We start from the raw sequence: 12,966 nt of genomic DNA on the forward strand, positions 1-12,966 counted from the left end.
AGCCCTTATCTGTCGGGCGCGATCAGCTATGAAATCAGTAGCGAAAAGACTGCCCCTGGCAGCTTGGGGTCGGATGCCCAGAGATGGGTGTGCCCTTCGTCGCGTTCAACGGGGCGGTACTACTAGCTGAAGATAGTCGTCTACCGCCGCTTGCCACACGCTGGGGTAGGCATGAATGGCATGGCCATTCTGGCCGGTCGGCGGGGGGTAAGTCACAAAGCTGCCCTTGCCGCCCGCGGCAATGAAAGCGTCAAAATTTGCGCGGCTGTGTTTCAGTGAATAAAACGGGTCCTTGTCGCCATACAGCCATAACATCGGCTTGCCAAACGCGGCGGCACGTTTGAACGACACGGTGTTGACGGAGTCTGCATATAGCCAGCGGTTCCCGACCCAGCCACCCACAAAATTCAATACACCCTGAAACGGGGTGGGCCGGGTCCCTGCATAAACAGCAGAAAGTATTCCGCCGCGCGACACACCGCCTATCAGCATGCGTTTGGTGTCGACATCGCTGCGGGTCAATACATGGGCCATGATCACATCCAGATCAGCCAGTGCGCGCTCCAGGCCCGGCAACGAAAGTGCAGGGTCAGACGCATAGCGCGAGCGGTCCGCCTCAAAACCCTCGTCATACAGCCCGTCAGACTTGCCACGCCCGCGCCGCTGCGGGTACAGCACCAGCCAGCCCTTGTGCACAAATACCCGGGCCAGATCAGGGTTGGTCCAGGTGTTGGTAAACAGTTGCGGCTTGTCGCCGTTGCCGGTGGAGCCGTGGTTCATCACCAGCGTGGGGAAGGGCCCGGGGCCTGTCGGCCGGTACACCACCATCTCCAGCGTCTGCGGTTTACCGTTCTCTGTCCACGGGGTGGGCACGCGCTCGATCGTGCGTGTGTAGTCGTCAACCGGCTTCTGCGTCAGCAGGCCCGTGCTGATCAGCCGGGTGTCCGGCTTCCAGATCGAAAACTCCATTTCACCAGAGGGCCGCAGACGTAGAACGAGGTTTGCGCCCGTCTTGACCCTGAACACCAGCTCATCGTTGACAAACAGTGCCTCGCCTCTGTCATTGACGGTGCTCTGTGAAGAGCTGCCTGCATACACCAGCATAGCGCCGGTGTCCGTGACCTTCTCCACGGCAACCTTCACATCGCACAGCGAAGCCCAGCACGCCCAGCCTTTCCACATACCGCTCCAGCGCGCCTTGTCGGCTGGCAGGTTTGTGGTGGGCGGTGTGATTGTTATGTCCGAGGGGAGCACCGCAGCGACGCTGCTTTCAGAGAGCCCGGGTGCCAAGCCCGGCATGTACTCCGGCCAGGAGGTTTGTGCGGCAATGGTGCTTGCCCAGAGAAGGCAAACCAGCGTCAAAAGCAGCCTCATCGCTTCTCCCTTGTTTGATCTCTGGAGTGTAGGTCAGGCTTTTGTGGCGCCGGCCAACGGAAAAGTGACGGGCTTCAAAGGGCTTGCGGGCGAAATTTGGGAACCAAATCGGCCTCCATCCCTTATGTGACGAGCGCTAACAGCTATGAAAGTAGTAGCGAATGGGTTGGCTGATCAAATCGCCGAGACAGTGGCGGATTGAAGCGCAGGCCGCTTACTGCCCAAAAAGGTTCCCCCTCGCGCAATCTTTCGCCGGCAATGTTGAAATGATTGTCGAAACGCGGGCTCGCCGTTCGTCGTACAGGTGTGACGTTCATCAACAAACACTGAAAGGACCTTCCCATGAAATACCTCTGCCTCGCCTACTACAACCCCGAGAAATTCGCCGCCATGGCACCCGCCGACGTGCAGGCCCTGGTCAGCCAGTGCCCGGCCAAAGACGCCGAACTGAAGAAAACCGGCCGCCTCGTCGTGAGCGCCTCACTCGGCGGCCCTGAGGCTGCGTTTGTCCTGCGCCCGCGCGGCGGCAAGACGCAGGTGACTGACGGGCCTTATGCCGAAGCCAAGGAGCTGGTTGGCGGCTTTTTCATCATTGAAGCTGCGGACCGGGAAGAGGCGGTGCGGGTGGCTTCGCTGCATCCGGCTGCGACGCTGGGGGAGAGCGTGGGGTGGGGGATTGAGCTGCACCCTATTGGATTTTTTGAGCAGGCAGTATGCCCATAACGTTCGACAACGCCGTGAACTGTGCACGCCTCCTTTAATTGGAGGATGCAAGATGTCTGAACTCCTAGTAACGTCTCTGCAGCGAGCGGGAGGAACAGTTGGCATGTGTGCTCGTTCAATCAAACATCTGGGGTAGCCAACATATTTGGTCCGAGTGCCAAGCACTTTTGCGTTACTCAAATTGGATGTTTTATGCCACAGCTCTTAAGCTATTGGAGAGATTCTGTTGATGCCCTTGGCCGGAAAGCTGATGCTGATTTCTTGACCCAGCTTTTGGCCGGTAGATATGCCAGAAGCCGACGGCTAAAGAAGCCTGACCACCTTGTGATCAATATCAACGCAAGATGGGGAACAGGTAAGACCTACTTGCTAGACAGGTGGTCGGCCGACTTAGAGGAAAGTGGTTGGACTGTACTTCGCTTTAATGCGTGGGAGCAGGACTATGCGCATGATCCTCTTATGAGCTTCGTTTCTTCCCTCAATCGTCAGATACGAGAAAAGGGAAAGGTGGGCAGCAATGTATCTACGGCGGCTAAAAAGTTCGGCGTGGCATTCGCGAAGCATCTTGTCCCGGTCATTGCAAAGAATACAGCCAAGATCGGTGCCACTGTTCTTTTGGGTGGAATGGGTGATGTATTGGTAGCGCGGGGACTTCAGGCGCTGGACGCTGACATTACTGCCGAGTTGGCGAGTGGAGCTTCTTCCGGCGCGGAGAAGGTTGCCAAAGCGTTACTGGCAAGAGAAGAGGGGGTCTCTGTTCATCTAAAGCAATTTCGCGATGCGTTAGAGAAATTTGCACTTTCATGTGCAGTTTCAGAAGGACGCTTCACTCCACTTCTGCTTCTGGTAGATGAGCTGGATCGTTGTCGGCCGAATTTTGCGATTGATTTACTTGAGGTTCTGAAGCATGTCTTCTCGGTGCCCGGGGTATATGCAGTGGTTGCAACAGACTCGGAGCAATTAGCGCACACCGCACAAGGTGCCTATGGCGCGGGATTTGATGGGGCTGGGTATTTGCGGCGTTTTTTTGATCTTCAGTATTTGTTGCCCGAGCCCGAGCGACAGGCGATCGCTTATCACGTGCTAGTCAATGAAGTATTGCATGAAGATCCAAGCTTTATCGTACCAACTGTTCTGCTTCGCGCAGGTGGGAATGACCCGGATCGTGTGTATAGGCGACTTGATTTCGTGCAAGGGGTGAGAAGCGATCAAGCCTCAGCTAGCGCGATGATTGTGGCGGCTATTGCCGAAACTCTAAATCTTTCAAATAGGGAAATGGCGAGGATGGTCGAGTTGATGAGAGCTGTTTTAGATTCTCATGCTTCATTGACAGTTTCTCCGCAGATTAAGTTGCATTTCTTCTACCTCGCTTCACTATGTGGCGTGTTTATCAGCGACGCAAAGGCAATTCAGTCAATCGAAGCGACTCGCCGTTTGCTTGCGGGGGCCAAGGCGGCAGCGGAGGTTGCATTTTTTTCGAGTAAAAGAGTCCAAAAATCCGTAGTTGAAATATTTAACCAGTATCAATTTAGTGACCTAAGAGTCCTGTCATCTGAGAACTTGGAGAACGATCCGTTGCTTGACGAAATTCGTAGCTCGTTCGAGCATGACAAATTTTCCTTTAGTCGTTTAAAACAATATCCTTTGTTAGTAGCGCGTTGTGGACAACTTAGCGAGCCATAGACGCACTATGACAAAAAGAGTGGCTTTTTTCCTGCTTTGCAGAAGACCTGGGAAAATGAAATTTCGACTCTCTCTAATCACCGTTAGCTGCATCGATTTCAGCGAATAAGTTGTCATAAATCAGCATTGAAGCATCAGCCAGTTGAAGCACAGAGGGCGTGCGGCCATTCATAACTGGGGGCGGATAAGTTTGCCCACGATTGACGACGGGAATGGCGATGACGGTAATGGGATTTATTGTTACCGGGGCAGTGCTACCTGACCCGATAATAGCCACGCCACCGCCTGTTATTTGCGTACCTCCAGTGAGCACGCCGCTACCGATGGTTGTTGTCCCCGCCTGCTGACGCGAAATCATTTGAATGCCATGTTCGTCTACATGTCGCGCTTGGTGAACATAGACGAGGAGCGGATCTCGCTTTCTTATAGCGGAGTATTTGGCCAAGAGACGACCCCAAAATGCCGATCCTTTGTAGTGAGCTTCACATTTGTTCCAAGTTCGTTGATGAAAAATCAAGAATAGTTCCCAAGCATGTGCGAGATCATCAAGCTGCGCCGAGTCCCGCATTTCCTGAAGACAGTCTTGGGCTTTTTTGTAGGCGATTCGCGGCGGAGATTTCGACATAAAAATTTAAGCTCAAGGCTTGAAATACTCCTGCACCGTCTCCCAAGCCACCGCCTGCAAATGCTGCGCAACCGCCGGGTCCAAGCCGGCGGTGTACTTCATGCCCACCGGTGAAGCCTTGAACAGCGCGGCATACGTGGTGCAGGCCGCCAGGTAGCTGCCGGCCACGCTGGGGTGGCGCTTGTCGGCCACGTAGAGGTTGATGTCCGGCTTCTGGGCGATGGACCGCGCGAAGGCCAGGCCGGCGGGAATGACAAAAGCGTTGTTGTCGTTGGCGGCCTGGGTGTAGGCCTCGGCGAGTTCAGCCGTCATCGACGGCACGTCCTGATACGCCCACGACATGAAGAACACCGGCTTGGCGCCATGCTTGCGTACGGTGTCGGCATGCTTCTTGGCGTATTCCCTGAACACATCCTTGAGCTGCGGGTGCAGCGGGCACTGGCTGCAGTCCATCATGATGGCCACGTCGAACAGGCGGTCGAGCTTGTTGAAGCTGACGGTATTGTTGGCGCCGAAGGAATACGAGCCGATGGCGCTGGGGCGGAAGTAGCTCTCCACGTCGTGCCAGTTGAGGCCCGAGCCGCTGATGGTGGCCGAGCTGGCGCGGTGGCGCAGGCCCGGCATGCTTTCCCTGATAAGCTGCCCCACATGGTTGTGCAGGCTGTTGTTGTAATAAAAGAAACTGTTGCCAATGTAGATGGACGAGGCGGGCTTGTCGATGCCCACGTCCTTGAGCTTGGGTTTGGTCTGGGCCAGCGCGCCGGTGGCGGCACCGCAAAGCAGGGCGAGGCCGAGGGCGGCGGACAGCAGGGGGCGAATCAAGAGGTGGCGCATGGTGTCTCCTTTGTTTTTGATATTGGCAGTCTAGAGCACTTGCAGCGTGGCGTCATGGCCTTCTTCTGCCGGCCGGCACCGCTGCAGGGGAAGCCTTTCTGGATGGATACTTGAGCCGGGACCAGACAAAAAGGAGACATCATGAACCCCGCCATCCGCCGGCAGACGATTGCCGACCTGCTGCACCGCACCGCCAAACGTTACCCGGGCAAGACCGGCCTGATCTGCGGTAATACACGCTGGACCTTTGCCGAGTTTGATGCGGTGGTGGACCGTGTGGCGGCCAGCCTGGCCGGCATGGGTGTGGGTCACGCGAGCCGGGTGGCCGTGCTGGCGCGCAACTCGCACGGGTTTGCGGCCATGCGGTTTGCGCTGGCGCGGCTGGGCGCGGTGCTGGTGCCCATCAACTTCATGCTCAAGGCCGAAGAGGTGGCCTTCATCCTGCGCCATGCCGAGGCGCAGATGCTGGCGACGGATTCCGGCTTGGCCGAGCTGGCCCGCAGCGCCGCGGCGCTGGACACGGCCGTCACGCAGTTTGTCTGGCTGCCTTCTGAAGACGCTTCGCAGCCCGTGGCGGGCATGACCTCATTCGATGAGCTGGCCCGTACCCCCGGCACCCCGCCCGAGGTGGCGCTGGGCAGCACCGACCTGGCGCAGATTGTCTACACCAGCGGCACCGAGTCCATGCCCAAAGGCGCCATGCTGACGCACGACGCAGTGATTTCCCAATACGCCAGCTGTGCGGTGGACGCCAGCATTGCCCATGGTGACGTGATGCTGCATGCGCTGCCGCTGTACCACTGCGCGCAGCTCGATGTGTTCTTTGGTCCGGCTGTTTATGTGGGTGCCACCAGCATCATCACCGCCAAGCCGACGCCGGACAACCTGCTGCCGCTGATGGCGCAGCATCACATCACCTCCTTCTTTGCGCCGCCCACGGTGTGGATTGCGCTGCTGCGCTCGCCGCTGTTCGACGGCACAGACCTCTCCACCCTGCGCAAGGGTTATTACGGCGCGTCCATCATGCCGGTGGAGGTGCTGCGTGAACTGGCGCGGCGCCTGCCTGACGTGGGCTTCTGGAACCTCTACGGCCAGACCGAGATTGCCCCGCTGGCCACCATGCTCGGCCCCGACGACCAGCTGCGCAAGCCCGGCTCCTGCGGGCGCGCCGTGCTGAATGTGGAAACGCGCGTGGTGGACGACGCCATGAACGACGTGGCCCCCGGCGAGGTTGGCGAAATCGTGCACCGCTCGCCGCACCTGATGCTGGGCTACTTCCGCGACGAGGAGAAAACAAGGGCCGCCTTCCAGGGTGGCTGGTTCCACTCGGGCGACCTGGCCACCACCGACGATGAAGGTTTCATCACCGTGGTGGACCGCAAGAAAGACATGATCAAGACCGGTGGCGAAAACGTGGCCAGCCGCGAGGTAGAAGAAATGATCTACCGCCTGGGCGCGGTGTCTGAAGTGGCCGTGGTGGGTGTGTCGCACCCCAAGTGGGTGGAGGCCGTGGTGGCGGTGATTGTCGTGAAAGCCGGGCAGACACTGACCGAGCAGGAGGTGCTGGCGCATTGCAATGAGCACATTGCCGGTTTCAAGGCGCCCAAGGCGGTGGTGTTCACCGACGCACTGCCGAAAAACCCGAGCGGCAAGCTGCTGAAGCGCGACTTGCGGGTGCGCTACCAGGACGTGTTTGCCGGCCATCATTGAGACTTCCATAAATCATGGCAAGCAATTCACTGCCGTTCACCCTGAGCTTGTCGAAGGGTGCAGAAGACGGCCTGCATTGTCTGAAGAACATGTGCGTCATCGCGCGGCAAACTTCAGGATCGCCTGGATGACGGGTTTGCTGTCCCCACACCACCAGAAATGATCGTCACCTTCCAACGGGTGCCAGACTGCACCTGGAATATTTCGCGCAAGGTGCTCGCCCGCTTCAAAACGAACTGCCCGGTCGCCTCGCCGATGCATCACAAGTGTTGGCACGGCGATGCGCTCCAGATCGGCTCGCATGTCGGTATCGCGCAGGCCTGCAAGAATGGTTTCGAGTCCTCCGGGAGACGCCGCATGCCGCACGAGGCGAGCCCACCAGGCGCGTAGCGCGGGGTCGTCCTTCTCGCTGGGCGCAAACGTCTCGAGGCCAACCGGCCCGCCCCATGCAGCAATGAGCCGCTGCAGCCACACGCCATAAGCAGTGGCGGACAGAGCCCATGGGTAGTCGGAAGCGGCTGAGCCACGTGCAAGTGATCCAAACAGGCACAAGCCCTGGACCCGATCCGGATGATCGATGGCCAGGCGCATGGCTCCCATGCCGCCCTCGGATGATCCGAAGAGCCATGCCTTGGGCACGTCTGCATGGTCGAGGATTGCCACGATATCGGCAGCCATGGCGGCAGGCGTGCTGGTTGCGCCCAGGCGCTCGGACAAACCGACGCCGCGCCGGTCGAACATGATCACCTGGAAGCGGTCCGTCAATGCCTCGATAAGTGCGCGAAACGGTGGGTATTCCAGCACGATCTCAATCTGGCAGACGAAGCCGGGAGCGATCAGCAGGGTTTGGTCACCTGTTCCGAGAACGGTATAGGCAACGAAGCCAAAACGGCTTTCTGCAAAACGCACGTTCGGCCGCATCACCCGGTTGGTCGACACGCGCTTCAGGTCTTCCGTCAATTGCAGGTACGCCTTCTCGGTTTGCGGGCCGGGCCGGATGCCGAACTCCGCTCTCAAGGCGTCTGCGCAGCGGGTGTAGGCCGCCTCGACGCCGGCGCTATGGCCCTGGCGGGCGTGCAACTGCATCAGCAGCACGTAGCTCGGTTCACGGTACATGTCCTGCGCAATCAGGACTTCGGCAAGGTCCAGCGCCGGCGCCAGGTCGCTCCGCTGGCCAAGCGCGTCGATCAGGCGCTCGAGCAGACGTGCCAGCAGGCGCTCATGCTCAATGGAGCTTGCCTTGAGCCAGTCATCAAAGATGTCAGATCCGAAAGTGATGCCTTGCAGCAGCGGGCGGCGCGCCCGCTCCACCCATTGGCTGGCTTCTATCAGGGCGTTGTCGTCGAGTGTTGCCGCAGCGACGGCTTCTCGGGCGAAATGCGTGAACCGGAGTGCGTCGATTTCGACCATCCGGGCCATGAGCGCGAGGCAGTCATTGTCGGAAGAAAAAATCCTGCAGCCGACCGCGCCTTCAATCGTATAGATCAGTCTGCGCAGTCGGGCGCGCCCCCGCGTTTCATCCGTATCCGGCCACAGAACCGTTGCCAGGTGCGCCCGTGGTACGGGCCCGGTGTTGAAAGCGAGATAGGCGAGCAGCGCGACGGCGCGCTTGAGCGGGAGCGGCGTTTCGCGACCCTGTACGAGGGCCAGGGGCGCGCCGAAAACCTGCAGTTGCAACGCGGGTGATGGAGGGTGCGACGGCATGGGGTGTTTATAGCTGCGCAGGCGTTTTTTGCATAGGGACGTTCAAGGGACGCTCACCTCCTAAGCTTGCGCACATCGCTCTGCCATTCCCTATACCGGAGAGGTTTTCGCGAGGTGTTGCGGCAGTCGGGATTCAGTGCCCGGGCGCTGCGCATGCTTTCACATCCTGCCTCGGTGCGCAGCACCGAGGCGTCAGTTCATCTTTGCAAACAGGAGGTCGCCCATGCGCGGTCTGTTCTCGTTTCTCTACGGCGTGATTGCCTACATGGCCGGCATGTCCGCTTTGCTGTACTTCGTCGGCTTCAGCGGCAACTTGCTGGTGCCCAAGTCGGTAGATGTCGGCGCAAGCGCACCCACGGGCGTCGCCCTGCTCACTGATCTGCTGTTATTGGCCATGTTCGGCATTCAGCACAGCGTGATGGCCCGTCAGGGTTTCAAGCGCTGGTGGACACGCATCGTCCCTCCCGTCGTGGAGCGCAGCACCTATCTGGTGGCCACATGTGCCGTGCTGGCGGCGATGTTCTGGTTCTGGGTGCCGATAGCCGAGCCCATCGTGTGGCGGGTCGAAAACGGCGCCGCTTCGGCATTGCTGTGGGGACTATTCGGGCTGGGTTGGTTGTTGGCTCTGGTCAGCACCTTTCTCATCAACCATTTCGAGCTGTTCGGCCTGCAACAGGTCCTTGCACGCCTGATGCGGCGTACCCAGCCCGAGACCCAGTTCAGGACGCCGCTGCTTTACCGCTACGTACGCCACCCGCTGTATGCAGGCCTGCTGCTGGGCCTCTGGGCTGTGCCGGTCATGACGGCCGGGCGGCTGCTGTTCGCCCTCGGGCTCAGCGCCTACATCCTGATCGGCATCGCCTTCGAGGAACGCGACCTTCTCAAGCAATTCGGCGAACGCTACCGCAGGTATCGCGAGCAGGTCGGCATGCTGATTCCTCGCGCACGATCTTCCACAGGAATGACGGGCGGCCGCCTGGATCCCGAAGACCAGTGATCTACAGATTTTTCCAACAAGGACCTGAGTATGGAATCAGTGGCACACAGTTCGCGCGCATTCGATGCGGCACACGACCCCTTTGACGATGGCCGCGCCCTGCAGGACCGCCTGCAGGTCCATTGCTTTGGCTGCGGCACGCTCAATGAACGGGGTTTGCACATCAAGAGCCGTTGGGACGGTGACGAGTTCGTCTGCATCTGGCAACCCAGGCCCGAGCACATAGGGTTCCCGGGCTACGTCTATGGCGGCACGATTGCGTCTGTGGTTGATTGCCACGCCATCTGGGCATCGGTGTCCATGTATTGCCGGGAGGCGGGCCATGACCTGAACAGCGGCCCTCCACCCTTTCATGTGGTGACTGGCAGCTTGCGTGTGAACTACCTCAAACCGGCATTGGTGGCCCAGGCACTGGAACTGCGCGCGCGGATTGTCGCGCAGGGTGAGCGCAAGTCGATTGTGGCCTGCAGCGTGCGCCAGGGTTCGGTGGAATGCGCCACCGCCGAAGTGATCACTGTGCGCGTGAAGGCGTTGGGCTGAGATGCGCGCCGTCATCTGCAACAGCTTCAACGGCATAGGCGCACTGGAGCTTGGCGAGCTTGCGGACCCGGTTCCGGGTCCGGGAGAGGTGCTGGTTGACGTCCATGCGGCCGCAGTCAGCTTCATGGACACGCTGATAGTGGCCGGCCGCTACCAGTTGAAGCCGGTCCTGCCTTTTGTTCCCGGCAGCGACGCCGCGGGAATCGTGCTGGGTGTTGGCGAGGGCGTCCAGCGCGTGCGCGTGGGGGACAGGGTGGCCTGCAGCCACTGGTATGGTGGCATGGCCGAGCGCATGGTGACACCCGAGTGGGGGGTCACGAAACTGCCGGACGGTGTAAGTTTTGAGATCGGCTCGACGGTGCGATACGCCTACGGTACCGCCCACTACGCGCTGACTCGCGCGCAGCTGAAACCGGGGGAAACCGTGTTTGTCAGCGGTGCGGCCGGCGGTGTCGGCATGGCGGCTGTCAACCTGGCGAGCCAGCTGGGTGCCACGGTGATTGCAGGCACCAGCTCGTCGGCCAAGGGTGACGCGGCACGCGAGCAGGGCGCGGCCCACACCATTGACTACTCCTATGAACCAGTGCGCAGCCGCTTGCTTGAACTGACCGAGGGGCGTGGTGTGGACGTTTATTTCGACAACGTCGGTGGTGCCCTGTTCAGCACCGTGTCGCGGGTGATGGCCTGGGGCGGCCGCATTCTGCCGATTGGATTCACAGGCGGCGACATACCAAGCCTTGCCATGAACCTTCCGCTGATGAAAAACTACAGCGTGGTGGGTTGCTATTGGGGCGCATGGACGGAGCGGCAGCCGCAGGAAAGCCACCTTGCTGACGAGCAACTTTTTGCCGCGGTGGCGCAGGGCACTCTTCGGCCTCAGGTCTCGGACGTCCTGCCCTTGACATCATTCGCTGATGCCTTGCAGCGGCTCGAACGCCGTGAAGTGATGGGACGGATTGTCCTGCGTACAAAGCAGAGCCCTGACGCGCTCGCATGATGGCGATGGGTCAGCTATGGGTGACAGGGGGACGGCTACGCACGTGACAGCCGTCGCGCCGACGTGAGACCGCCCGCCGCCTGGACGAGGCGTTCCTTCCGGCCGCGCCGGAGGACGAGGCTGATCAGCTTGCCCCCTGTTTACGGCTTGTGTTTGTCATGGAAGCAATGGATTGACGCCTGACAGACCAGGATGCGCCGGTGCACTCAGCCCAATAGGCGAACTAACCCATAAATAGAAAGTATTCCCGATAGCACCAGGAGTGCGGTTTTTGCTGCGCGAGCACCGACCAATGTACCGATGACGCTGCAAGCCAGGATGGCGCCGAGGATGTAGGTTGTTTTCATGCCTCGATGGTAAGGCCTCGCCAGGCCCGATATGCGTTGCAGATCGAGGCCGGCAGCACAGGAATAGCTTCCGGCAGGGCAGTGTTGCGGCGGGCTTGGGCCCATGGCAAGTTGGCGGGAATTCGTTTACCCCTGCAAACCCTTGCGGAACTCCCCCGGGCTCATTCCCGTCCATGCCCGGAACGCCCGGGTAAAACTTTTCTCGTTGGTAAAGCCCACGGCGGCTGCCACCTGTTTCACCGGCCGGGTGCTGCGGTACAGCAGGTCCTTGGCGCGGTCGCAGCGCACCTCGTCTTTCAGTTCCTGCAGTGAGGCGCCTTCTTCCTTCAGCTGGCGGTGCAGGGTGCGTGCGGAGATGTTCAGCAGGGCTGCCACGCCATCGGCGTTGTGCGCCTGGTCGGGGTGAGCGGTCAGCGTTTGCCGTACCTGCTGCACCAGCAGCCTGTCGCGCCGGTACTGCAGCACCATGAGTGGCAGCGCGCGCTGCAGCATGTGCTGCAAGGCCTTTTCATCGCGCCGCAGGGGCAGGGCCAGGTAACGCGCGTCGAAGCGGATTTCGGCCTGCGCGGCGTCGAAGCGCAGCGGGCCGGGGAACATCAGCGCGTAGGCGTCCGCATGGGCCGGGGCGGGAAACGGGAAACGCGCACCCTGCAGGGCAATGCGCGAGTCGATGTACCAGCAGGCCAGCCCGTGGATGTTGCGCAGCACATGCACCAGGCAGAACTCGCGTGCGCCCGGCCCGTGGCGCCCCAGGTCGGCGCGCTCCTCGATCTGGATGGCGGCGCTGTCGCCGGTGGTCACCAGCTTCAGATGAATGTCATCGGCCAGCAGGGCGTGGTGGCGGCACCAGCGCTTGAGGGCCACCCCCAGGTTGGGCGCGCTGAGCGAGGCGCGGGCCAGCATGCCGTAGCTGCCCCAGGGCAGCTTTCTTGAAAAGGCACCCAGGGCTTCGTCGTCCAGCTCCTGCATGGCGATGCCGGACAGCACTTCCATCTGGCGGGCGGTGATACGGGCGTCGCTTTGCTGCAACCTGGCTGGCGTGATCTGTGCCAGCTTGAGCGCCGCTGCCGGGTTCTGGCCGTGTTGCTGGTAGGCCGCGGCAATAACGCGTGCAAAGGCCATGGGCGTGGCTGCAGCAGGCGGGCTGGCGGTCTCGGGCGCAGGGCGGGCGGGCATGGGTCCAGTTTCGCGCAAGCTGGCACGATTTGCAACCTGTGTGGCGGCCATTTGGCGGGGTTTGCGCCTAAGCTGTCCCATTGGCGTTAAGGTGTGTCTTCGGCGCGGCCGGGCTTAGCTCGCACACCAAGCCGCGTGATTCGTACAGAGGAGACACATGCCAGTTCTGGAAACCAAACTCAACGCCCGTTCTGCCGACTTCCAGGCCAATGCCGCCGCCATGCGCGCGCTGGTGGCCGACCTGCAGGTTCAGGTG

Annotated in this window: 12 protein-coding genes; 6 read left to right on the forward strand and 6 right to left on the reverse strand. The window is 60.4% G+C overall.

The annotated features are described in order from the left end of the window. Positions 1-105 precede the first annotated feature (105 nt). On the reverse strand, positions 106-1,374 hold the full coding sequence (locus tag WA904_RS00965; protein WP_425195259.1) for an alpha/beta hydrolase family protein: 1,269 nt from the start codon (positions 1,372-1,374) through the stop codon (positions 106-108). Between the two features lie 342 nt (positions 1,375-1,716). Here WA904_RS00965 and WA904_RS00970 point away from each other — a divergent pair, with 342 nt between their 5' ends. Further along, complete coding sequence (locus tag WA904_RS00970) at positions 1,717-2,097, forward strand: YciI family protein (protein ID WP_425195260.1); 381 nt, start codon at positions 1,717-1,719, stop codon at positions 2,095-2,097. A 192-nt stretch (positions 2,098-2,289) separates the two neighbouring features. Continuing rightward, positions 2,290-3,780: a KAP family P-loop NTPase fold protein gene (locus tag WA904_RS00975; protein ID WP_425195261.1), complete on the forward strand. Its 1,491-nt coding sequence runs from the start codon at positions 2,290-2,292 to the stop codon at positions 3,778-3,780. Between the two features lie 73 nt (positions 3,781-3,853). Here the strand turns inward: WA904_RS00975 and WA904_RS00980 are convergent, their stop codons facing one another. Further along, on the reverse strand, positions 3,854-4,405 hold the full coding sequence (locus WA904_RS00980) for a hypothetical protein (protein ID WP_425195262.1): 552 nt from the start codon (positions 4,403-4,405) through the stop codon (positions 3,854-3,856). A 12-nt stretch (positions 4,406-4,417) separates the two neighbouring features. Further along, positions 4,418-5,239: a DUF4886 domain-containing protein gene (locus tag WA904_RS00985; protein WP_425195263.1), complete on the reverse strand. Its 822-nt coding sequence runs from the start codon at positions 5,237-5,239 to the stop codon at positions 4,418-4,420. A gap of 141 nt (positions 5,240-5,380) precedes the next feature. On the opposite strand from WA904_RS00985, the gene WA904_RS00990 reads away from it, so the two are divergent. After that, positions 5,381-6,949 carry an acyl-CoA synthetase gene (locus tag WA904_RS00990; protein WP_425195264.1) on the forward strand — a complete coding sequence of 523 codons (1,569 nt, stop codon included), beginning with the start codon at positions 5,381-5,383 and terminating at the stop codon, positions 6,947-6,949. Positions 6,950-7,045: 96 nt separating this feature from the next. On the opposite strand, the gene WA904_RS00995 is transcribed toward WA904_RS00990, so the two are convergent. Then, entirely contained in the window at positions 7,046-8,653 is a 1,608-nt protein-coding gene (locus tag WA904_RS00995) for an alpha/beta fold hydrolase (protein WP_425195265.1), read from the reverse strand. A 223-nt stretch (positions 8,654-8,876) separates the two neighbouring features. Between WA904_RS00995 and mddA the strand changes: the two genes are divergently transcribed. From mddA to WA904_RS01010, 3 genes are read left to right on the forward strand one after another with little or no spacing between them, the layout of a single operon-like run. Beyond that, the gene (mddA, locus tag WA904_RS01000; protein ID WP_425195266.1) at positions 8,877-9,650 is read left to right on the forward strand and encodes a methanethiol S-methyltransferase; all 774 of its coding nucleotides are present in this window, start codon (positions 8,877-8,879) and stop codon (positions 9,648-9,650) included. Positions 9,651-9,680: 30 nt separating this feature from the next. After that, a complete protein-coding gene (locus WA904_RS01005) occupies positions 9,681-10,190 on the forward strand; it encodes a PaaI family thioesterase (RefSeq protein ID WP_425195267.1) in 510 nt (169 codons plus the stop codon). Between the two features lies 1 nt (position 10,191). After that, on the forward strand, positions 10,192-11,187 hold the full coding sequence (locus WA904_RS01010; protein ID WP_425195268.1) for an NADPH:quinone oxidoreductase family protein: 996 nt from the start codon (positions 10,192-10,194) through the stop codon (positions 11,185-11,187). 206 nt (positions 11,188-11,393) lie between these two features. Here the strand turns inward: WA904_RS01010 and WA904_RS01015 are convergent, their stop codons facing one another. Then, the gene (locus WA904_RS01015; protein ID WP_425195269.1) at positions 11,394-11,534 is read right to left on the reverse strand and encodes a hypothetical protein; all 141 of its coding nucleotides are present in this window, start codon (positions 11,532-11,534) and stop codon (positions 11,394-11,396) included. A 126-nt stretch (positions 11,535-11,660) separates the two neighbouring features. Continuing rightward, positions 11,661-12,710 carry an AraC family transcriptional regulator gene (locus WA904_RS01020; protein ID WP_425195270.1) on the reverse strand — a complete coding sequence of 350 codons (1,050 nt, stop codon included), beginning with the start codon at positions 12,708-12,710 and terminating at the stop codon, positions 11,661-11,663. Positions 12,711-12,966 lie beyond the last annotated feature (256 nt).

The organism is Polaromonas sp., assembly GCF_049790275.1.
GTDB lineage: Bacteria > Pseudomonadota > Gammaproteobacteria > Burkholderiales > Burkholderiaceae_C > Polaromonas.